This is a genomic window from Ruegeria sp. AN6, assembly GCF_056540425.1.
Map to the genome: position 1 here is coordinate 107,011 of NZ_JBQFWR010000006.1, position 21,102 is coordinate 128,112.

Consider the following 21,102-nt stretch of genomic DNA (forward strand, 5'->3'; position numbering starts at 1 on the left):
GACGGATCAATGGCCGGGGCTTACTTACCCGGCCTCTTTGCAGGAGCTTCGCGGTGAGTTCGAACAGCGACATCGACAATCTGATCGACCTTATGGCCAAGCTGCCCGGCCTCGGCCCTCGCTCGGCCCGACGCGCCGTCCTGCACCTGATCCGCAAACGCGCCCTGCTTCTAACGCCGCTTTCAGATGCCATGCAGCAGGTGGCTGTCACTGCCCGTGAATGCCTAAACTGCGGCAATGTGGGCACAACCGATATCTGCGACATCTGCAATAGCGAAGACCGTGCAACCGGGGAACTGTGCGTCGTAGAAGACGTCGCCGACCTCTGGGCGATGGAACGCGCCGGGGTTTTCAAGGGTCGCTACCATGTTTTGGGCGGCGCATTGTCAGCACTGGATGGCGTTGGCCCGGATGAATTACGTATTCCTCGGCTAAAGGATCGGGTTCTGGCCGAGGGTATCAACGAGATCATCCTCGCCCTAAACGCCACCGTTGATGGCCAAACCACCGCACACTACATCGCCGATCAGTTGGAGGGACAGGTTCGTCTGACTTCCCTAGCGCAGGGCGTCCCGATTGGAGGTGAGTTGGATTATCTGGACGATGGGACGATCACAGCAGCGCTTAGGGCAAGGAAGGAACTTTAGACCGTCAGACCAAAGCCGAAGCATCATCTTTCATTGAGAACAGCACCCAGCTTCTCGAATGCTTGCTTCCATCCGCCTTCGCCTGCACTTCCGGCAGGCACACCCCGATGGACCATGGTCATGCGTGTCCTACCATCCTGTTCGAGAAGATCAATAATCACCTCGGTTATGTCTGGGCTTCCCTCGGGCATCCCCATATCTTTTGGCGAAAGAATATTCCCATCCTCGTCACACATGCTCTCGGTATAGACCAACCGGGACGGTTCTGAGATTTCTTTATAAACGCCAGTAAACCACATCCTCATGGTGGTATCCGGCGTTTTCATTTCCATACATACCTTTCGTATACCTCCGACACGCAAATCGATCTCTGCAGTTGGAACTGAGAACCCTTTGGGCCCATACCATTTCTGAAAAAGCGCCGGATCGGTCCACATACGCCAGATCCGGTTCGCCGGAGCCTGGAATTCCTGCACAATTCGCACCCAGTTTTCTGAGTCACTCATCATTCAAATCCTTTATTTCGCTAAGTAGTTTTTCCATCGTTTCAAACCGAACCTCCCAAATATGACGATATTGGTCAGTCCAGTTTGCAATCGATTCCAAAGGCTCCGGGTTTAGTCTGCAGGGTCGGAATTGAGCGTTTCTTGAACGCTCAATCAGCCCGGCCTCTTCCAAAACACGAAGATGTTTAGAGATTGCCGGCATGCTTACATCGAACGGCTCGGCCAGTTCTTTTACAGTTGCTTCTCCTTGTGCCAATCGCGCCAGCATGGCACGACGCGCAGGGTGCGCAAGAGCGGCAAATGCAAAATCCAATTTTTTGTCGTCAGTCATAATCCCATTAATAAACCATATGGTTAATTAATCAACTGGTAAAATAAAAGGATGAATCACTCTGCAGTTTGAATCTCTCGAATTCTCTTTGGAAGAGAATGGTTTGCGGTTACTAAGGGTCAGTATCACTTACGATTTGGAATGATCTGATGTCTCGACTTTTTGCCTTGACCCTGGCCGCCTTCAGCGCCACCGCCGCCCTGTCGCAGGAACTCATCGACAAGGGCTTTGTCGAAGGCTGGAACATCATGATGGACCCCAACCTCGGAAATGGGTGCCTGATCCAGACGATCTATCAGGATCTCTCGGTGGTGCGGCTGGGCTATGACGCGCTGGACAATCGTGGGTATTTCACCGTTTACAACAAGGCTTGGGGCGACATCAAACCAGGGCAGAGCTATCCGATCCGGTTTGATCTGGACGGCAAGAGCTTTGACGCCACCGCCATCGGGTTCAAACAGGATCGCGTGCCCGGCGCGACAGTGTTCTTCACCGACCGGAGCTTCGTCACCTCGATTGCGCAGAACAAGACCATGACCGTTTACAACCCAGAGGGTCAGACTGTCATGGCAATTGATCTGAAAGGCACGGCCAAAGCGCTGGAATATGCGCGCGATTGCCAGAACAAAAAGCTTTAACGAATCGGATCAAACACGGCGTCTTTGGCGGTGCAGTCGCGGATAACATCCCGGCCACATGGAATGGGTTTGAGATCGCGGGACAGGCACAGGCGGACCTCTTCGATATATCCCTGCTTGCAGGTGATCGTGATCATGTCTGGTTCCAGATTGGCGTTGGCCTTGAGAAATGCTTCTTCCACCACCGAAGCAGGCAATTTGACCGACGCATCGAGTTTACGAAACACGTCGGGTCGCGTGACGCCTCCATAGGCCTTTCGTGACAGCGCAAAATAGTCTGGCGCACTCAGACCCGAGCAGGTTCCGTGCTTTTTCCATTGATGCCATGCCAGCCCGGATGAGCCCTGAATGTCCTCCATTTCCCGCGTCATACGGCGTGATGGCGGAGTCTCGACCGTGCGGCAGTAAGAGGGCCAGCCCTGGTGATATTGCGGCCATAGCCCGTGCAGGATCCATCCGTGATCGTGCCGGGCATCGCATTGATCCGATCCTCGCGCATCCCCCTCGCGGGCGCACCAGTTGGGTGACCAGCTGAGCGACAGGACATAGTAGTCGAATTCTCCCGCTTGCTCGCCATCGGCCAGCGCTGCCATCGCGCTGAAGAACCACAATACCAGCCCCAGAATACCTTGGCGCATTCGCCTCTTCCCTTCTTTAGCTGTCGCGACTATATAAGCCCCAAGTTCCCCGACAACGGAAACCTGCCCCAAAGCCTCGGGGCCGCCGCATTCCGGCGACGGGACAGATGTATTTATAGGAGACGGGCTGATGGCAAAACCGCTTATGGCCAAGGCAACCGCCGTATGGCTGGTGGACAACACCACGATCAGCTTCAAGCAGATCGCGGATTTCGTAGGGATGCACGAGCTGGAGGTGCAGGGCATCGCGGATGGTGATGTGGCTGCTGGTGTCAAAGGATTTGACCCGATTGCCAACAACCAGCTGACTCAGGAAGAGATTGATACCGCGCAGAACAATCCGCTGCACAAGCTGAAACTTAAGTTCAACCCAGCCGCTTCGGGCGAAGAAAAGCGCCGCGGCCCGCGGTATACCCCATTGTCCAAGCGGCAGGACCGTCCGAACTCGATCCTGTGGCTGGTCAAGTTCCACCCGGAACTCAGCGATGGTCAGATCGCCAAGCTGGTTGGCACCACCAAGCCGACCATCCAGTCGATCCGCGAGCGGACGCACTGGAACATCTCGAACATGCAGCCAATCGATCCGGTTGCTCTGGGTCTGTGCAAACAGTCCGAACTGGATGCCATCGTGCAGAAGGCTGCGGCCAAGAAAGCTGCTGAAGGCGGCGTTATGAGCGATGATGAGCGTCGCAAGCTGGTGTCGACCGAGCAATCGCTGGAAATGGATTCTGCACCAAAGATCCCGACCGCGATTGAAGGCCTAGAGACGTTCTCGCTGTCCGACGAGCCTGAAGACAAAGAAGACGATGAGCCAATCGTTGATGCCGATAGCTTCTTCAACCTGCCCAAAGGTGGCGGCGACGAAGAAGACGAAGACGATCTGCGCCCCTGAGACGCTAACGGCCCCGATACCCAATAATCGGGGTCACATTCCCAAGGGAAACTGATGCTTAGCATTCTGTCAGCAGTTTTTGGACCGCACCGCGCCGTATCGATCTATGTGTTCCTGAAATCCTGGTGGTTGCCGATCACCGGCGCCATCGCGATGATTGCCATCGTTGCAGGCTTATTGTTGCTGAATGACGACGGCAAGCACGAGCACGAAGCGTTTCTAACCGTTGCCGTTTTGTCAGCGACGCCGATCAATGGAGACCTCAAAAACGGGGTTATTGCATCGGTGCGCCTGCCTGATGGTTCGGCAACTTCGATTACGTCTACAGAAAGCCCTATTGCGCGTTCAGTGGGCACTGAGGCCTGCATCGAAAAACGTGTGTACGTGGCGAGCGGTGAGCCGAGATACAGGTTCAAGCTGCCGCGGTACTGCGAAGCAGGTTAGTAAAGCAAAACCGCCCGGTGTCTGCACCGGGCGGTTTTCCATTCAGATCATCTGGAATGCGATGCCTGCGATGATGGCCCCGCTGATGCCCAGCCCCAGATAGGTTGCGAATACGCGAGGTTTGACCAGCGACCACACCGCCGCCATTGCGGGGATTGAGCTGACGGCTCCAGCCACCATGAATGACATCGCAGCACCAGCGCTCATACCTTGTTCCATAAGGCCAGCCAGCAGCGGTGGCGCTACGTAAGAGTTCAGATAGGCTGGCATTCCGACCAATGCTGCGACAACGATGGGAACAACGCCTTCACCGCCGACAACTCTGGCAATCAGGTCCGCTGGAACATAGCTGACCAGCAGTGCTTCGAGTACGTAAGCAAATGCCAGCCATTTCAGCAGGAATAGACCGTTGTGAACAAACTCAGCCCGAAAACGCGAGCGGCGTTCAGGCTCCTTCCAGAACTGCCATACGGGCTTGTCATCCTTCTTTGGTCCGCATCCACAGCATCCCGCTGGTTTGTATTCGCGCAACGGCTGTGCGAACGCGCCGCCCTTCATCAGGGCGCGTACTGCGAATCCGCCGAACAGCCCCAAGGCAACGGCGGCCACGGCTTTGCCGATCGCAAATGGCCAGCCCAACGCACCAGCTGTGATAAGCAATGTCGGCGGGTCGATAAGCGGGGAACTGAGCCAGAATGCCATGACTGCAGATAAGGGCGCACCCAGGGCCAACAATCCCGCGATGAACGGGATGACTTCGCAGGAACAAAAGGGCGCCAGTCCGCCAAACAAGGCAGCAAGAAAGATCATCCGCGTCTCACGCCCTTCAAACGCACGGGCTACCATCACTTCAGCTCCGGTTGCCTTGAGGTAGGACAGCAGCAAAACGGCAAACAGGATGTATTGCCCTGTATGCGCAAGTGCCTTACCGGCAAATGTCACGATTTCGGCCCAGTTACTTGGGTCAAGAACGGCCACCAGCACCAGGATGACCACGATCAGCGCCCACGGCGTTTTGATCAGACTGACCAGATTTCTCGCCGAGGGTTTGGGGTTTTGGGTCAACTCAGCCATCGTTCGCGGCCTTTTCTACCTCATCTGCACAGCATTCGCTGAGGATGAACTGCGCAAGATTTCTCAACTCATCAAAGCACGCCCGATTGATTGTAGTGCGCCCGATCTTTTCTTGTTCAACAACACCACCAGCAGCGAGAAACCGCAGATGATGCGCCAATGTCGACGGCGCGATGCCCGTACGAGACTGGATTTCTCCGACAGTCAGCCCGGTCTCGCCGGCGCGCACCAACGTTTTCAGAACTTTCAGCCGGGCTTCGGACCCCATGGCCGAAAAACCGGCAGCGGCTTCTTCCCACACAAGCTTTCTCCATATAACTAGTTTTCTAGTTATTTAGCTCAATAACCAACCAACGTCAACCAAACAGATGCGAACGGCTATAAGTCCAGATTGCTTCCAACTTAAGTCCAGCCTATAACGACGCCATGGGCATTTCGGTCGACACATTCTTTCTTGAGCGCAACGGGCAAGGCACGTTGCAGGCGCAGCTTCAGCAGCTGATCGCCGAAGGCATTCTTTCAGGGCGTTTTCATGTTGGCGAGAAACTGCCCTCGTCCCGCAAACTTGCGGCTCATCTGGGTGTCAGCCGGATTACCGTTACCCTTGCCTACACTGAGCTTCTGGCAAACGATTATCTGACCGCCAAAGGCCGGTCGGGATACTATGTGTCGGAAAACGCTCCGGTGCCGCCAACCTATGCCCCGGTTCGGCGTGATAACGAGAATGTAGACTGGGACCGTGCCTTTGCCCGCCGTTTTTCGGATGGCGATGTATTGACCAAGCCTAGCAACTGGCGCGATTACCGCTATCCGTTCATCTATGGTCAGGTCGACAGAAAACTGTTCGACCACGCAAACTGGCGCCTCTGTGCAGTAAGGGCGCTTGGACACAAAGATTTCCATTCATTGACCGGAGACTATGTCGACCAGGATGATCCTCTGCTGCTTGAATTCATTGCAAGACACACTCTGCCACGCAGAGGCATCGTGGCTCGGCCCGAGGAAATTCTGATCACTCTGGGTGCTCAGAACGCACTTTGGCTGGCCTCACGCATTTTGCTTAACCGGAATCGAAGAGCCGCGATTGAGGATCCCTGCTATTACGCCTTGCGTGATCTTCTGATCCACTCAGACTGCCAGCTATCCTATCTGAAGGTTGATCGTGAGGGTTTGCTCCCAGATACGATACCGGATGATACTGACGTAATTTTCACCACTCCCAGCCACCAGTGCCCTACCACCGCAACGATGCCGGTTGATCGCCGCAATGCCCTGTTGAGCCGCGCCCGGGAATTGGACGCAATGATTGTCGAGGATGACTATGAGTTCGAGATGTCATTCCTGGGTGCCCCGTCGCCAGCGCTGCGATCGATGGATCGGGACGGGCGGGTGATCTATGTGGGCAGCTTCTCAAAATCTCTGTTTCCGGGGCTTCGTCTGGGTTACATGGTCGGTTCCGAGCCCTTTATCCGTGAAGCCCGGGCACTCCGGTCACTCGTGTTGCGTCACCCTCCTGGCCACATGCAGCGCACAGCAGCCTATTTTCTGTCGCTCGGTCACTACGACGCGCAGATCAGGCGTATGTCCAAAACACTGCAACGCCGACGAGAAGCAATTGAAGAAGCGATCAAGCAGTATGGCCTGACGGTGGCAGGTCGCGGCATGCTTGGCGGCTCTTCGATCTGGATGCAGGCACCAGAACGTATCGACACGACGAAACTGGCAAGCGATCTGCAGCGTCAAAGCGTCCACATTGAACCGGGCGAGCCATTCTTTTCCGGCCCGAACCGACCGAAGAACTACTATCGATTGGGATATTCCGCAATTTCGTCAGCGCGCATCGGACCCGGCATCCAGCAAATCGCTGAGACTATTCGTCAGTCTTGAGGCGTACTGGACCTAAGTCACCACCAGTTCTGGCCCTAACGCCACAGACACCCGTACGCCAAAACCGACCAGAAAACCGGGTCCCTAACCCTGGTCCCGCCATCTATGATCGGAGATTACGCAGATGAAGATGACCACCGAAGAAGCCTTTGTAAAAACCCTGCAGATGCATGGCATCGAACATGCGTTCGGAATCATCGGTTCTGCGATGATGCCAATTTCTGACATTTTTGAGAAAGCTGGTATCACTTTTTGGGATTGCGCGCACGAAGGTTCGGGCGGAATGATGGCTGATGGCTACACCCGCGCGACCGGCAAAATGTCGATGATGATCGCCCAGAACGGCCCCGGCATCACCAACTTTGTCACCGCTGTTAAGACTGCTTACTGGAACCACACCCCGCTGCTGCTGGTCACCCCGCAGGCCGCCAACAAGACCATGGGTCAGGGCGGTTTCCAGGAGATGGAGCAGATGCGCATGTTCGCAGACTGCGTTTGCTATCAGGAAGAAGTGCGTGACCCCAGCCGTATGGCCGAAGTGCTGAGCCGCGTCATCATGAACGCCAAACGCGCGTCGGCCCCTGCGCAGATAAACGTCCCGCGCGACTTCTTCACTCAGGTCATCGACATCGATCTGCCTGCTGTTGTTGAATTCGAGCTGCCTTCGGGTGGCGCAACGGCTGTGTCCGAAGCTGCCGCGCTGCTGTCGAACGCAAAGAACCCTGTCATCCTGAACGGTGCAGGCACAGTTCTGTCGAATGGTGGCATCGAAGCGTCGAAAGCACTGGCCGAGCGTCTGGACGCTCCGGTTTGCGTTGGTTACCAGCACAACGACGCCTTCCCCGGCTCGCACCCGCTTTTCGCTGGCCCGCTGGGCTATAACGGCTCGAAAGCCGGTATGCAGTTGATCAAGGAAGCAGACGTTGTTCTGTGCCTCGGCACCCGCCTGAACCCGTTCTCGACCCTGCCGGGTTACGGCATGGAGTACTGGCCGGCAGACGCGAAGATCATTCAGGTCGACATCAACCCTGACCGTATCGGCCTGACCAAGAAGGTCTCGGTTGGTATCGTGGGCGATGCGGCAACTGTTGCCACCAACATTCTGAATCAGCTGTCTGATACAGCCGGTGACGAAGGTCGTGATGCGCGCAAAGCGAAGATCGCTGAAACCAAGTCGCGCTGGGCGCAAGAACTGACCTCGATGGATCACGAGCAGGACGATCCGGGTACCACCTGGAACGAACGCGCACGCGCTGCCAAGCCGGATTGGCTGAGCCCCCGTAAAGCATGGCGCGCGATCCAGTCCGCTCTGCCAAAAGAGGCGATCATCTCGTCCGACATCGGCAACAACTGCGCCATCGGCAACGCCTACCCTTCGTTCGAAGAAGGCCGCAAATATCTGGCCCCCGGCCTGTTCGGCCCCTGTGGCTATGGTCTGCCTTCGGTCATCGGCGCCAAGATCGGCTGCCCGGATGTACCTGTTGTCGGTTTCTCGGGTGATGGTGCCTTCGGCATCGCAGTCACCGAACTGACCGCCATCGGTCGCGAAGAATGGCCCGCCATCACGCAGGTTGTGTTCCGCAACTATCAGTGGGGTGCGGAAAAGCGTAACTCAACCCTGTGGTTCGATGACAACTTCGTCGGCACAGAGCTGGACACCAAAGTGTCTTATGCTGGCATCGCCAATGCGTGCGGCCTGAAAGGCGTCATCGCACGCACTCAGGACGAGTTAACCGCTGCGCTGAGCCAGGCGGTCGAAGACCAGAAGAACGGCATCACCACACTGATCGAAGCAATGATCAACCAGGAACTGGGTGAACCCTTCCGCCGTGACGCGATGAAGAAGCCAGTTGAAGTTGCCGGAATCGACGCGGCCGACATGCGACCACAGCAGGTTTGATCGCTGTAAAATCAAAGTCCGGACCGGGTTCAACCGGTCCGTCAAACAAAAGCAGAGGAAGAGGCTTTCGCGCTCTCTTCCTCTGAGTGGTTAAGCCCCGCGTTCCTACGCCCCAGAGCGTCCAACACGCGCAGGCACCAAGGCGATTCGCCACAGGGAGAGAGATAACGTGAACCAACAACCAAACCTCAACCTATCCCCGCCTGTGTCAGATGAGATTCGCCGCACCACCTGCTACATGTGCGCCTGCCGCTGCGGCATCAACGTGCACATGAAGAATGGAAAGGTCGCTTATATCGAAGGCAACCGGGATCATCCGGTGAACAAAGGGGTGCTTTGCGCCAAAGGCAGCGCAGGGATCATGCAGGTGAACGCACCGTCGCGGCTGCGCGCACCACTGAAACGGGTAGGGCCGCGCGGTTCGGGTGAGTTCGAGGAAATCAGCTGGGACGAGGCGCTGGGGATCGCTGTCGGTTGGCTAAAACCGATCCGCGAAGACAATCCCGAGAAACTGGCCTTTTTTACAGGCCGTGACCAAAGTCAGAGTTTCACCAGCTTCTGGGCGCAGAATTTCGGAACATGCAATTACGCGGCGCACGGCGGATTCTGCTCGGTGAATATGGCCGCAGGCGGCATTTACACCATGGGCGGCGCATTCTGGGAATTCGGTCAGCCCGACTGGGATCACACCAAGCTGTTCATGCTGTTTGGTGTTGCAGAAGACCACGACTCAAACCCTATCAAGATGGGTATCGGCAAAATCAAGGCCCGCGGCGCGCGTGTGATCGGAGTCAACCCAATCCGCAGTGGCTATAATGCAGTGGCTGATGATTGGGTCGGCATCACCCCCGGAACCGATGGCCTGTTCATCATGTCACTGATCCATGTGCTGATGAAGGCCGGTAAAATCGATCTGGATTATCTCAGCCGCTACACCAACGCACCGGTCTTGATCAACGCATCCGAAAGCCCGGAAAAAGGTCTGTTCCTGAAAGACGACGACGGCAAACCGCTGGTCATTGATCGCAAAACCGGCGAGTTGACTGCGTTCGACAAACCGGGCGTGCGGCCTGATCTCTCGGCAACCTACGAGAAAGATGGGGTCACGCACCGTCCGGTTTTCCACCAGATGGCCGAACGCTATCTGGCCGACGAATACGCACCCGAGGCAATCGCCGATAAATGCGGCGTACCAGCGAACCGTATTCGAGCGATCGCAGCCGAACTGGCCCGTGTGGCCTTTGATGAAGCCTTCGAACTGGACCATGAATGGACCGATTTCCGGGGCGAAAAACACTCGAAGATGATCGGTCGCCCCGTCGCGATGCACTCGATGCGCGGCGTCTCGGCCCACGCGAACGGCTTCCAGACCTGCCGCGCCCTGCATGTGTTGCAGATCCTGCTTGGGACCGTCGAAGTCCCCGGCGGTTTCCGCTTCAAGCCACCCTACCCCAAGCCGGTCGAAGCGCATCCGACCCCGCACTGTAAGGTGACGCCGAATACACCTCTGGACGGGCCGCATCTAGGATTTGTCCGCGGCCCCGAGCACCTCGCGCTTAAAGAAGACGGCAGCCCAGCGCGGATCGACAAGGCGTTTACATGGGAAAACCCGATGTCCAGCCATGGGCTGATGCATATGGTGATCTCGAACGCCCATGCAGGCGATCCCTACAAGATCGACACGCTGTTCATGTACATGGCGAACATGTCCTGGAACTCGACCATGAACACCAAAGGTGTCATGGAGATGCTGACGGATAAGGATGAGAATGGCGAATACGTGATCCCGCACATCATCTATTCCGACGCCTACAGTTCGGAAATGGTGGCCTATGCCGATCTGATCCTGCCCGACACCACCTATCTGGAACGGCACGACTGTATCTCGCTGCTGGATCGCCCGATCTGCGAAGCCGAGGCAGCCGCAGACGCGATCCGCTGGCCGGTGATTGAACCCGACCGCGACGTGCGCGGCTTCCAGTCAGTTCTGATCGATCTGGCCAACCGCATGGGCCTGCCCGGCTTTACCAACGAAGACGGCAGCGCCAAGTGGGTGGATTACGCCGATTACATTGTGAATCACGAACGCAAACCCGGCATCGGGCCATTGGCTGGTTTCCGGGGCGAAATCGGCGACAAGGAAGGCCGTGGCGAGGTCAACCCGGACCAGTTGGACCGCTATATCGAAAACGGCGGTTTCTACGTGGCCCATATCCCCGAAGGGGCCGACTATTATAAGCCCTGGAACAACGCCTATCAGGATTGGGCTGTTGGCATGGGTATCTATGACAGCCCGCAGCCCTACCTCTTCCAGCTCTATTCCGAGCCGATGCGCAAATTCCAACTGGCCGCCGAAGGTCACGGGGAACGCCAACCCCCAGATCACCTGCGCGCGCGGATTCAAGAGACTATGGACCCGCTGCCGATCTGGTACGAGACCGACCAGACCGGCAATGAAGGCTTCACCGTCAACGCCCTGACGCAGCGCCCCATGGCGATGTACCACAGCTGGGGCACCCAAAACGCATGGCTGCGGCAATTGCACGGACGCAACCCACTTTACGTTCCGACCAAGTTGATGCGTGAACATGGGCTGGAAGACGGCGACTGGGCCAAAGTCAGCTCTCCGCACGGTGAAATTACGGTGCCGGTCATGGAAATGGCAGCACTAAATGACAATACCGTGTGGACTTGGAACGCCATCGGAAAGCGCAAAGGCGCTTGGGCACTTCAGGAAGATGCGCCTGAGGCCACAAAGGGTTTCCTGCTAAACCACCTGATCCATGAGCTGCTGCCTCCTAAAGGTGACGGCCTGCGCTGGGCAAACTCTGATCCGATCACCGGTCAGGCCGCCTGGTTCGATCTGAAGGTAAAGATCGAAAAAGCCACCGCTCCAAGCGACTCCGAAAGCCAACCCGAGTTCGATCCGATAAAATCCCCGGTTGGCACCGGTCCCAAAAATCTTGCGTGGAAGGTAGGAAAATGACCCAACTCCCCACATCTACCGACCGCAAAATGGGTCTGGTCATCGATTTGGACACCTGCGTCGGATGCCATGCCTGTGTGATCTCTTGCAAAGGCTGGAACACCGAAAATTATGGTGCACCTCTTTCAGATCAGGATGCGTATGGCGCAAACCCCTCGGGTACTTTCCTCAACCGCGTGCATTCCTACGAGGTGCAGCCAGCGGAAGGGCACGCCCAACTGATCCACTTCCCCAAATCATGCCTGCATTGCGAAGACGCGCCCTGCGTCACGGTCTGCCCAACCGGCGCCAGCTATAAGCGGGCTGAGGACGGTATCGTTCTCGTTAACGAAAGCGACTGTATCGGCTGTGGCCTTTGCGCCTGGTCATGCCCCTATGGTGCGCGCGAATTGGATCAGGCCGAAGGTGTGATGAAAAAATGCACCCTATGCGTCGATCGGATCTACAATGAGAACCTGCCCGAAGTGGATCGTGTACCCTCTTGCGTGCGCACCTGCCCGGCGGGCGCGCGTCATTTTGGAGACCTCGGGGATCCTGACAGCGATGTCAGCAAGCTGGTCGCCGAACGCGACGGTATGGACCTGATGCCCGAAATGGGCACCAAACCCGTCAACAAATATCTACCCCCCCGACCCAAGGACAAGATTGAGGAGCAGATCGACATTCTGGCCCCTCTGCTGGCCCCGGTCGCCGAAGAGCCCAAGGGTTTCCTTGGCTGGCTCGACAAGACCCTGGAGAAGCTCTGATGCACCCGGCACCTTCCGTTATTATCTTTACCACACTGTCCGGCCTCGGCTTTGGCCTGCTGTACTTTCTGGGTTTTGGCACCCCTGACGTCTCGGGCATCACCGCTTTCGTGTTCTTCGCCATCGCCTTTGCGCTGGCCATCGGTGGGCTGCTGGCCTCTACTTTCCACCTCGGCCACCCGGAAAGGGCATGGAAAGCCTTTAGCCAGTGGAAAACAAGTTGGCTCAGCCGAGAAGGCGTCTGCGCCGTTGCGGCTTTGTCGGTAATGGGCCTTTATGCCATCGGCGTGATATTTCTTGGGCAGCAGTGGACGCTTCTCGGGGTTGTCGGCTCCATCCTTAGTCTCGCAACGGTCTTCGCGACCTCGATGATTTACACCCAGCTCAAAACCATCCCGCGCTGGAATATGTGGGCGACCCCGGCGATGTTCATTACTTTCAGCCTTGCCGGCGGCGCGTTGCTCGCTGGTGCGGAAAGTATTGCACCCACGCTGCTGGTCGTCGCCGCCATTGTGCAACTGATTTACTGGGTCATGGGCGACAATGCGTTTCAAAACGCTGGTACCGATCTGGGCACCGCAACCGGCCTTGGCAATCGTGGCACGGTGCGTTCGTTCGAGCCGCCACATACCGGTACAAACTATCTGCTGCGGGAATTTGTGCATGTGGTCGGGCGTAAACACGCGCAAAAGCTGCGGACCATCTCTTTCGCGCTGGCCTTCGTTTTGCCGATCCTGCTGCTTATCCTTCCGGCTGAAGGCGTTGTCCTGAAACACATCCTGGCTTTGTTTGCTGTCATGTCACATCTGGCTGGCGTCGCAGTTTCACGCTGGTTGTTCTTTGCACAAGCAGAGCATGTGGTTGGGTTGTACTACGGCAAGCGCTGATGGGGGCTCTGCCCCCGTCGCGGCAAGCCGCGCCTCCCCCGAGATATTTTTAGCCAGATGAAGTTTGTATCCCGAATTGAAAAGGGCGGCACTCGATCTTCGAGGCCGCCCTTTCGATTCTGTGTGTTGACTTTAGATTAGTCCAGCATGCGCCATTGCGGCTTCGATAGCGGCTTTGGTGCTGTCTTCCAGCTCGGTCAAAGGCGAACGCACTTCGGTGCTGCATAGGCCAAGTTTGTTGAGCGCGTATTTTGCGCCGACCAAGCCAGGCTCGATGAAGATCGCTTCGTGCAGCGGCATCAGCCGGTCCTGATAATTCAGAGCCTTTGTATAGTCGCCTGCCAACGTAGCATGCTGGAATTCGGCGCAGAGCTTCGGGGCCACGTTCGCCGTAACAGAAATGCAACCAACACCGCCATGAGCGTTGAAGCCCAGTGCTGTCGCGTCTTCCCCGGACAGCTGACAGAAATCGGCCCCGCAGCTCGCGCGCTGCTGGCTGACGCGCGCAAGATCACCGGTCGCGTCCTTTACCCCGATGACGCGCGGCAGCTTTGCAAGCTCACCCATCGTTGCAGGGGTCATATCGATGACCGAACGACCCGGAATATTGTAGATGATGATCGGGATATCGGCGCTGTCATGCAGAGTTTGGAAATGCGCCAGCAGCCCCTTCTGGGTCGGCTTGTTGTAATAGGGTGTTACAACCAGCGCCGCATCCGCACCGATTTTCTGTGCGAATTGAACGAACCGTATGGCCTCGACCGTGTTGTTGGACCCGGCACCAGCGATGACAGGTACGCGACCTGCGGCGGCTTTGACCACCTCGGCAATCACCGTTTCATGCTCTTCATGGCTGAGCGTCGGGCTTTCGCCGGTCGTACCAACCGGTACCAGTCCGGTCGAACCTTGCTGAATTTGCCATTCGACCAAGTGTTTGAGCGTATCCAGGTCCAACGCGCCGTTGCTGAACGGGGTGACCAGGGCTGGCATTGAGCCTTTAAACATGGAACGCTCCTTAGGTGTTTTTGCGCACCGGTCCGTCACGATTGAGGGTTTGTGAGTTGATCCCGGCGGCGCAAGGTTTATCCTGCATGGCTGTATCCTTGGTTTGTTGGGGAATGCAAGGGATGAGACGTATTCTGTCGCTTGGAATAGCGATGATTCTGGCGTTGGTGCTACAGCCGCATGCCACACGGGCGGATGCGACGCAGGATTTGCGCGCGGGGCTCTATGAGATGCGCAAGGGCGACTGGAATGCCGCGCTGCGCGTGGCAGGTCAACGTGGATCGGTGGCGCGGGACATCATTGTCTGGCATTGGTTGCGCGAGGGTTTTGGCAGCTCTGGTGACGTGCTGGTATTTCTGGAGCGGCGTCCGGATTGGCCCGGTCTGGCCTGGCTGCGCCGTAAGAGCGAACCATCGTTCACCGCAGCCGATCCGGATCGGGTTCTGAATTTCTACGAGGGGATGCCTCCGCAAACCGCCGAAGGCGCGTTGAACTATGCCGTGGCATTGAAAAGCAAAGGCCGCAACGGTGAGGCCGAAGCCGACATTGTAACGGCGTGGCGGACAATGCCGATGGGGTCAGGTCTGCAAAAGAGCTACCTGGAGAACTTTAGCAAACTCCTGAAACTGCATCACGAGGCGCGGTTGGACCGGATGCTGTGGGACGGGCATTTGGTCAGTGCGGGGCAGATGCTGCCCCTTGTCGATGCCGACTATCGCAAACTGGCCCAGGCCCGTATTGCCCTGCAAAAACGCCAGAACGGCGTGGATAGCAAGGTCGCTGCCGTACCTAAGGCACTGGCCAAGGATCCCGGTCTGGCCTTTGATCGTTTCGTGTGGCGGGATCGAAAGGAACTGGACGACAGTGCCATTGATCTGATGCTGACGCGTTCGACCGGACCAAAGTCGCTGGGCGAGCCTGACAAATGGGCGGAAGGCCGGCGTCGGCTGGCGCGACTCGAGGTGCGTACCGGTGATGCAGAGCGCGCCTATGCGATTGCTGCAAATCATCACATGACGCCTGAAATGGGCTATGGCTATGCAGATCTGGAATGGCTTTCCGGATTTCTGGCCCTGCGCAAACTGAATGATCCGGCCACAGCTGTGCGGCATTTCCAGAATTTCTCGGGAGCGGTGCGATCGCCGATCTCGAAGGGTCGCGGTGGATATTGGCTGGGTCGTGCCTACGCGGCGCAAGGGGATGCGGACAAGGCGCACGAGGCCTATGCAGAAGGCGCAAAATATCAGACCTCGTTCTACGGATTGCTCGCTGCAGAGCAGATCGGCCGTCCGTTTGACAGCGAATTGGCTAATCCGCGCCGTGCACCGCATTGGAAACAGGCCGCGTTTGCGGACTCCAGCGTGCTTGAGGCTGGGTTGCTATTGCTGCGCGCTGGCGAGGGTAACCTGTCTGAGCGGTTCCTGACCCATCTGGTAGAGAGCCTTGATCAAACGCAAGCCGCTCAGTTAGGTGATCTCGTAATCGAACTGAATGAGCCGCATCTGGCCGTTATGATCGCCAAACGAGCTGCGACCACCGGCATGGTTTTGCCTGCCGCATATTACCCGGTGCATCCGGTGGCTGATATGGGTCTGCCCATGGCGAAGGAGATGACACTTGCAATTGCCCGACGTGAAAGCGAGTTCGATCCAGTTGTTATCAGCGGCGCTGGCGCGCGCGGATTGATGCAGGTCATGCCAGCCACTGCCAAACTTGTGGCGCAGGATCTGGGCATTCTTGGCGGGCACAAGACAGGGCGTCTGACCTCGGACTGGCAGTATAACGCCAAACTGGGGGCGAATTATCTTGCGACACTGGCCGAGGACTTTAACGGAAATGTTGTGATGATGGCCGCTGGTTACAACGCCGGGCCAAGGCGTCCAATCTCGTGGATGGAACGCTACGGCGACCCGCGTCGGGGTCAGGTGGACGTGATCGACTGGATCGAAACCATCCCGTTCAAGGAAACGCGCAACTATGTGATGCGCGTCGCTGAAAGCCTGCCGGTCTATCGCGCGCGGCTAGGTCAGCCAGCGCTCCCGGTGCCATTCTCACAGGAGTTAACCGGCTCGACTCTTTCGTCTTTCGCGCCATAGGGTGAACAGACCCGCGGCAATCACAATTGCTGCGCCCAGAACCACCTCAGGGCGCAGCGTTTCGTGGAAGATCGTGATGCCCAGAATGGCGCTCCACATCAGATGGAAATAGGCGAAAGGTTGCACTGCGCTGGCCTCGGCCATCTCATAGCATTTGATCAACAGCCAATGCCCCAACGCGCCTGTGATGCAGAGCAAACCCATCCATAGCCAGTCGGTTCTGGCCATCGGTTCCCAGAACCACACTCCAACAGCCGTCATTGCGGCTGCGCCAGCCACGCCGGTCCAGAAAAAGCTGGTCGCGGTACTGTCGCGCCGTGCAGCGTACCTAGTCAGAAGGCCGTAGACCGCGAACATGAATGCCGAGATCAATGGCACCACGGCCCAGGGGTTGAACACTCCCGCACCGGGCTGGAGGATTATCAGGACGCCGATGCAACCGACACCTATAGCGGCCCAGCGGCGCCAGCCGACTTTCTCGCCCAAAACAGGGCCGCTGAGGGCGGCTATTAGCAGCGGATAGCAGATGAACACCGCTTGGCTTTCAATAAGCCCCAGGATGGTGAAACTGAAAACTGCCACGCAAATCTCACCGGCCAGCAAAAGGCCACGGAAAATCTGCAGCCCGAGCTGCTCGGTTTTCGCCGCCGTCCGCAGTCCCCCGGCTGACCTTGCAGCCACGGCAATCACGAAAGCAGCAAAGAACCAGTACCGGATCATCACAACCATGTAGGTGTTGTAGGTGCCCGCCAGATGCCGTGAGATCCCGTCCTGTAACGCAAAGACAATTGTTGCTGCGATCATCAAGGCAATGCCAGCGTTAACGTTGTTTTTCTGACTCATGTCTTCACCGCCCGCGTCATATGCCGCTTGCGACCAAAACCGGGGGTGCGTGTCACCTCGAACCCGGCATCAGACAAACCGCGACGCACAAAACCGGCGGCGGTATACGTTGCCGCAGTGCCATCTTGGGCCGTGTGATCAGCAACCTGCTGCATCAGGTCAGCGCCCCACAGTTCGGGGTTCTTCGCCGGTGAGAAGCCATCCAGAAACCACGCATCTGCAGTGTCATCCCAATTGGGCAATGTCTGACGTGCATCTCCGACCATGACCTCAAGATGCAATGTATCCAGCACGCATTTCTGCCCATTCCAGGCATTCAGAAAGCGCTCAACCCACGGCGTCACCTCGGGAAAGGCCGCCAAAGCGTGCGCCATATCATCGGGCGCCATCGGATAGGCTTCGAAACTCGTGAACCGCAGAGGTGTGGTCTGACCCGCTGCTTCCCAGGCCGACCAGACGGTCAACAGGTTCAGCCCGGTGCCAAAGCCCAGCTCGGCGATATGAAATCCCGGTGCAAAGCGCGCAGGCAGGTCATTGCCCGCCAGAAACACATGTCGCGTTTCTTCCAACCCGTTTTGCAACGAGTAGTAGGGATCATCGAACCGATCAGAGACCGGAATCTGATCCTCTGTCCAAGTGAGTTCGGCACGCTGGTCTGCCATCGGGGAATCCTGTAGCTAAGCGGCGCGACACTGAACAAGGAAAAGGGGATTGGCAATGGTCGATGTGACGGTGCGCGGCGCAGGGATATTTGGCCTATCGATCGCCTGGACCTGCGCAAGACGCGGCGCCAAAGTCCAGATCGTTGATCCCTTTGGCCCCGGGGCGGGCTCCAGCGGCGGCTTGGTCGGCGCGTTGGCCCCACACGTCCCCGAAAACTGGAACGCTAAAAAAGCGTTTCAGTTCGAAAGCCTCATCATGGCCGAACCGTTCTGGAAGCATGTCGAGGCCACAGGCGGGGTGTCACCAGGATACGCGCGGCTTGGCAGGCTGCAACCCATTGCAGACGCTCGGACATTGGACTTGGCCCGCGCACGCGAACTGACGGCCAAGGAACTCTGGCAGGGACAAGCCGACTGGAACGTCAGAGCGTTGGAAAAGATCGGCGCGTGGTGCCCGCCCAGCCCGACAGGATTTGTTATTCATGATACGCTTAGTGCGCGCATGCACCCTCGGCGTGCCTGCGCCGCATTGGTTGCGGCGCTCGCGGTAATGGGAGTCGAGGTCACCACAGATGCTCCCGACAAAGGGCAAGTCGTCCACGCGACAGGGCTTGCAGGCCTGCTGGAACTCAGCGCAGCATTTGGCAAAACAGTCGGTAATGGCGTCAAGGGACAGGCGGCGCTATTGCGATTTGATGCGGGTGCCGTCCCGCAGCTGTTTGCTGATGCTATTCACTTTGTACCCCATACGGATGGCACACTCGCCATCGGTTCAACGTCCGAGCGTGAGTATGATGACCCAACCAGCACGGATGCGGCATTGGAAGAGCTGCTGGATCGTGCGATGCGGGCAGTGCCGGTGTTGCACGGGGCCGAGGTGATTGAGCGTTGGGCCGGTGTTCGCCCGCGCAGCAAGAGCCGCACGCCAATGCTGGGTGCACATCCGTTGCACAAAGGACAATTTATCGCCAATGGTGGCTTCAAAATCGGCTTTGGCATGGCCCCGAAGGTAGCTGAGGTCATCGCCGATCTGATTCTCGACAATCGCGATGCAATTCCAGATGGTTTTCGCCCCGAGGCGTCGCTGTGAACGCCGCATACCCTAAACCTAGACGACTGAACCGCGACAGCCATATGCTGCCTGAGATATTACGCCTGATCCGTGAAAGCTTTGCGTACATGGAAGGTCGTATTGATCCGCCTTCTTCAATGCACCGCCTAACTCTGGACAGTCTGCGCAGGCAGATCGATGAGGGCGAGATTTGGTTGATCGGAGACCGCCCCGACGCTGTTGTTTTTCTGACACCCAAACCGGGTCGATTATATCTTAGCAAACTGGTTGTAGACCTTCGGCAGCGCGATCGCGGTCTGGCCCGTATACTAATCGAACAAGCTCAGGTCCAAGCACGCAGGTACGGGTTTGACATACTGGAACTACAGTCCAGGGTTGAGCTTGTCGAAAACCACGCGACTTTTGCCCGGCTTGGATTCTCAAAGACCGGTGAGACGGCCCATCCGGGCTTTGATCGGCCGACCTCAATTACCATGCAAAAAAGGTTGGGCTGAAGTTCAAAACCCGGCTTCGGCCCGCAGCTTCTTCATCAGCGCGTTCAGTGTGTTTTCGTAGCGCTCATTAGACAATCGTCCTTCACTATCGAATTCGTTGGAACTGTCGGCCAAATGCAATTCAGGCCCCTGCAGAATGCGAGGCTGAAAAGGAACCATGAAAGACCGCAGGATCATCTGAGCCCGCTCACCGCCGGCACGACCGGCTGCAGCAGACATCACTGCCACAGGCTTATCCATCCAAGGCCTGCCGCTGGTCCGGCTAACCCAATCCAGCGCGTTTTTCAGAACACCCGAGGGCCCCTTGTTGTATTCCGGCGTCGAAATGATCACCGCATGAGCCTGCGCAATCAGATCAGCCAACACATGTACCGCTTCGGGGATACCCTCACCAACCTCAACATCGCCGTCATAAAGAGGCAGATTCAAATCTGCCTCGATGAACGTACCGGCATCAAATAAACGCGCAGCCTCGCGAAGAAGTTTGCGATTGGTGGCATCTTTTCGCAGTGAGCCGGAAAGGCCAAGAAGGATCGGTTCGGACATGGGGAAACTCCGCTGTGGTGTTTCCCTCTTGTTAGACCGGGATGATCCTGAACCAAAGCCCACGTGACGCGCAGTCACTGTGCGCTAAACATCCGGTCAGGTATTGCCGCTGGGAACGACCACAATCTCAACCCGTCGGTTCTGGGCTTTTCCTTCCGGTGTCAGGTTCGACGCAATCGGATTGTTTTCACCCTGCCCCACGGTCGTGATGCGGGAAAAGCTGACACCGTTGGCCTGCAGAATATCGGCGACAGCATTCGCGCGACGCTCGGACAGACCCAGGTTGTATGACGCCTCTCCGTCACTGTCGGTATGACCGATAATCTGCACGTTCGAGTTCGGGTAGTTAACCAGGTTCTGCCCCACCTTCACCAGATCGGCGCGGAGGGCCGGACGCACGGTGGAGCTATCTGTATCGAAGGTGATATCATTCGGTACCGTAACGATCAGGCGGTCACCCGCGTTGACGATAGTGATGCCGTCATTGGCCAGCTGTTGCCGTAACTCAGCCGCCTGTCGGTCAAGCTGGTTGCCGATCACGCCACCGCCTGCGGCACCGATCGCACCGCCGGCCAGCGCCCCCAGCAACGGATCTGAATCATTAGCGATTGCGCCCACACCCGCACCGATCAGACCCCCAAGCAATGCGCCTTGTTTCGCATTCTTATTGGGATCTTCTTGCACGGATAGAGTGGCGGGGTCGGTACACGCAGCCAAAAAAAACGCCGAACACAGCCCGGCTGTTAGTACACATTTGGAAATCGTCATAAATTCACCTTCTGCTCACGTACCCGTTCACCGGGTTTGC

General features: G+C 57.2%; 22 protein-coding genes. 12 read left to right on the forward strand and 10 right to left on the reverse strand.

Features of this window, described 5'->3' with window-relative positions:
- The first annotated feature begins 53 nt into the window (after positions 1–53).
- The gene (gene recR, locus ACR0MQ_RS11600) at positions 54–647 is read left to right on the forward strand and encodes a recombination mediator RecR (protein ID WP_170771476.1); all 594 of its coding nucleotides are present in this window, start codon (positions 54–56) and stop codon (positions 645–647) included.
- A 23-nt stretch (positions 648–670) separates the two neighbouring features.
- Here the strand turns inward: recR and ACR0MQ_RS11605 are convergent, their stop codons facing one another.
- On the reverse strand, positions 671–1,153 hold the full coding sequence (locus ACR0MQ_RS11605; RefSeq protein WP_480608295.1) for an SRPBCC family protein: 483 nt from the start codon (positions 1,151–1,153) through the stop codon (positions 671–673).
- Positions 1,146–1,484 (reverse strand): metalloregulator ArsR/SmtB family transcription factor, encoded by a 339-nt coding sequence (locus ACR0MQ_RS11610; protein WP_170545127.1) that lies wholly within the window; start codon positions 1,482–1,484, stop codon positions 1,146–1,148. The genes ACR0MQ_RS11605 and ACR0MQ_RS11610 overlap by 8 nt, the downstream gene beginning before the upstream one ends.
- Before the next feature lie 149 nt (positions 1,485–1,633).
- Between ACR0MQ_RS11610 and ACR0MQ_RS11615 the strand changes: the two genes are divergently transcribed.
- On the forward strand, positions 1,634–2,122 hold the full coding sequence (locus ACR0MQ_RS11615) for a hypothetical protein (protein ID WP_170545130.1): 489 nt from the start codon (positions 1,634–1,636) through the stop codon (positions 2,120–2,122).
- Here ACR0MQ_RS11615 and ACR0MQ_RS11620 read toward each other — a convergent pair.
- Positions 2,119–2,760, reverse strand: a complete 642-nt coding sequence (locus ACR0MQ_RS11620) for a ribonuclease T2 (protein ID WP_170771479.1) — start codon at positions 2,758–2,760, stop codon at positions 2,119–2,121. The two genes, ACR0MQ_RS11615 and ACR0MQ_RS11620, sit on opposite strands and share 4 nt — an antisense overlap.
- Positions 2,761–2,890: 130 nt before the next feature.
- Between ACR0MQ_RS11620 and ACR0MQ_RS11625 the strand changes: the two genes are divergently transcribed.
- Together ACR0MQ_RS11625 and ACR0MQ_RS11630 are read left to right on the forward strand one after the other, a co-directional pair.
- Entirely contained in the window at positions 2,891–3,652 is a 762-nt protein-coding gene (locus ACR0MQ_RS11625) for a DUF1013 domain-containing protein (protein WP_170476161.1), read from the forward strand.
- A 54-nt stretch (positions 3,653–3,706) separates the two neighbouring features.
- Complete coding sequence (locus ACR0MQ_RS11630) at positions 3,707–4,096, forward strand: hypothetical protein (protein WP_170771480.1); 390 nt, start codon at positions 3,707–3,709, stop codon at positions 4,094–4,096.
- A gap of 42 nt (positions 4,097–4,138) precedes the next feature.
- On the opposite strand, the gene ACR0MQ_RS11635 is transcribed toward ACR0MQ_RS11630, so the two are convergent.
- Together ACR0MQ_RS11635 and ACR0MQ_RS11640 are read right to left on the reverse strand one after the other, a co-directional pair.
- Positions 4,139–5,170: a permease gene (locus tag ACR0MQ_RS11635; protein ID WP_480608301.1), complete on the reverse strand. Its 1,032-nt coding sequence runs from the start codon at positions 5,168–5,170 to the stop codon at positions 4,139–4,141.
- A complete protein-coding gene (locus tag ACR0MQ_RS11640) occupies positions 5,163–5,471 on the reverse strand; it encodes an ArsR/SmtB family transcription factor (protein ID WP_170476167.1) in 309 nt (102 codons plus the stop codon). Before ACR0MQ_RS11640 ends, ACR0MQ_RS11635 begins: the two co-directional genes overlap by 8 nt.
- A gap of 125 nt (positions 5,472–5,596) precedes the next feature.
- Between ACR0MQ_RS11640 and pdxR the strand changes: the two genes are divergently transcribed.
- From pdxR to ACR0MQ_RS11665, 5 genes are all read left to right on the forward strand, one after another.
- Positions 5,597–7,057, forward strand: coding sequence for a MocR-like pyridoxine biosynthesis transcription factor PdxR (gene pdxR / locus ACR0MQ_RS11645; RefSeq protein WP_480608305.1), 1,461 nt, complete (start codon positions 5,597–5,599; stop codon positions 7,055–7,057).
- Positions 7,058–7,181: 124 nt separating this feature from the next.
- Entirely contained in the window at positions 7,182–8,957 is a 1,776-nt protein-coding gene (gene xsc, locus ACR0MQ_RS11650) for a sulfoacetaldehyde acetyltransferase (protein ID WP_170771483.1), read from the forward strand.
- 169 nt (positions 8,958–9,126) lie between these two features.
- Entirely contained in the window at positions 9,127–11,943 is a 2,817-nt protein-coding gene (locus ACR0MQ_RS11655; RefSeq protein ID WP_480608309.1) for a molybdopterin oxidoreductase family protein, read from the forward strand.
- Positions 11,940–12,689 carry a 4Fe-4S dicluster domain-containing protein gene (locus ACR0MQ_RS11660; RefSeq protein WP_170545147.1) on the forward strand — a complete coding sequence of 250 codons (750 nt, stop codon included), beginning with the start codon at positions 11,940–11,942 and terminating at the stop codon, positions 12,687–12,689. Before ACR0MQ_RS11655 ends, ACR0MQ_RS11660 begins: the two co-directional genes overlap by 4 nt.
- Positions 12,689–13,576: a dimethyl sulfoxide reductase anchor subunit family protein gene (locus ACR0MQ_RS11665; RefSeq protein WP_480608312.1), complete on the forward strand. Its 888-nt coding sequence runs from the start codon at positions 12,689–12,691 to the stop codon at positions 13,574–13,576. Before ACR0MQ_RS11660 ends, ACR0MQ_RS11665 begins: the two co-directional genes overlap by 1 nt.
- A gap of 132 nt (positions 13,577–13,708) precedes the next feature.
- Here ACR0MQ_RS11665 and dapA read toward each other — a convergent pair whose 3' ends face one another.
- Entirely contained in the window at positions 13,709–14,581 is an 873-nt protein-coding gene (gene dapA, locus ACR0MQ_RS11670) for a 4-hydroxy-tetrahydrodipicolinate synthase (RefSeq protein ID WP_170771489.1), read from the reverse strand.
- A gap of 122 nt (positions 14,582–14,703) precedes the next feature.
- On the opposite strand from dapA, the gene ACR0MQ_RS11675 reads away from it, so the two are divergent.
- Positions 14,704–16,677 carry a lytic transglycosylase domain-containing protein gene (locus ACR0MQ_RS11675; protein WP_480608316.1) on the forward strand — a complete coding sequence of 658 codons (1,974 nt, stop codon included), beginning with the start codon at positions 14,704–14,706 and terminating at the stop codon, positions 16,675–16,677.
- On the opposite strand, the gene ACR0MQ_RS11680 is transcribed toward ACR0MQ_RS11675, so the two are convergent.
- Complete coding sequence (locus tag ACR0MQ_RS11680) at positions 16,642–17,520, reverse strand: DMT family transporter (protein WP_170771493.1); 879 nt, start codon at positions 17,518–17,520, stop codon at positions 16,642–16,644. The genes ACR0MQ_RS11675 and ACR0MQ_RS11680 overlap by 36 nt on opposite strands.
- Positions 17,517–18,182 (reverse strand): tRNA (5-methylaminomethyl-2-thiouridine)(34)-methyltransferase MnmC2, encoded by a 666-nt coding sequence (mnmC2, locus tag ACR0MQ_RS11685; RefSeq protein WP_170771495.1) that lies wholly within the window; start codon positions 18,180–18,182, stop codon positions 17,517–17,519. The genes ACR0MQ_RS11680 and mnmC2 overlap by 4 nt, the downstream gene beginning before the upstream one ends.
- Before the next feature lie 55 nt (positions 18,183–18,237).
- On the opposite strand from mnmC2, the gene ACR0MQ_RS11690 reads away from it, so the two are divergent.
- The gene (locus ACR0MQ_RS11690) at positions 18,238–19,272 is read left to right on the forward strand and encodes an NAD(P)/FAD-dependent oxidoreductase (RefSeq protein ID WP_480608321.1); all 1,035 of its coding nucleotides are present in this window, start codon (positions 18,238–18,240) and stop codon (positions 19,270–19,272) included.
- Positions 19,269–19,748 carry a GNAT family N-acetyltransferase gene (locus ACR0MQ_RS11695; RefSeq protein ID WP_480608324.1) on the forward strand — a complete coding sequence of 160 codons (480 nt, stop codon included), beginning with the start codon at positions 19,269–19,271 and terminating at the stop codon, positions 19,746–19,748. The genes ACR0MQ_RS11690 and ACR0MQ_RS11695 overlap by 4 nt, the downstream gene beginning before the upstream one ends.
- 3 nt (positions 19,749–19,751) lie before the next feature.
- On the opposite strand, the gene ACR0MQ_RS11700 is transcribed toward ACR0MQ_RS11695, so the two are convergent.
- Both ACR0MQ_RS11700 and ACR0MQ_RS11705 read right to left on the reverse strand, forming a co-directional pair.
- Positions 19,752–20,294 (reverse strand): NAD(P)H-dependent oxidoreductase, encoded by a 543-nt coding sequence (locus ACR0MQ_RS11700; RefSeq protein ID WP_170771499.1) that lies wholly within the window; start codon positions 20,292–20,294, stop codon positions 19,752–19,754.
- Between the two features lie 96 nt (positions 20,295–20,390).
- Positions 20,391–21,062: a YiaD family glycine zipper/OmpA-like lipoprotein gene (locus ACR0MQ_RS11705; RefSeq protein ID WP_480608328.1), complete on the reverse strand. Its 672-nt coding sequence runs from the start codon at positions 21,060–21,062 to the stop codon at positions 20,391–20,393.
- Positions 21,063–21,102 lie beyond the last annotated feature (40 nt).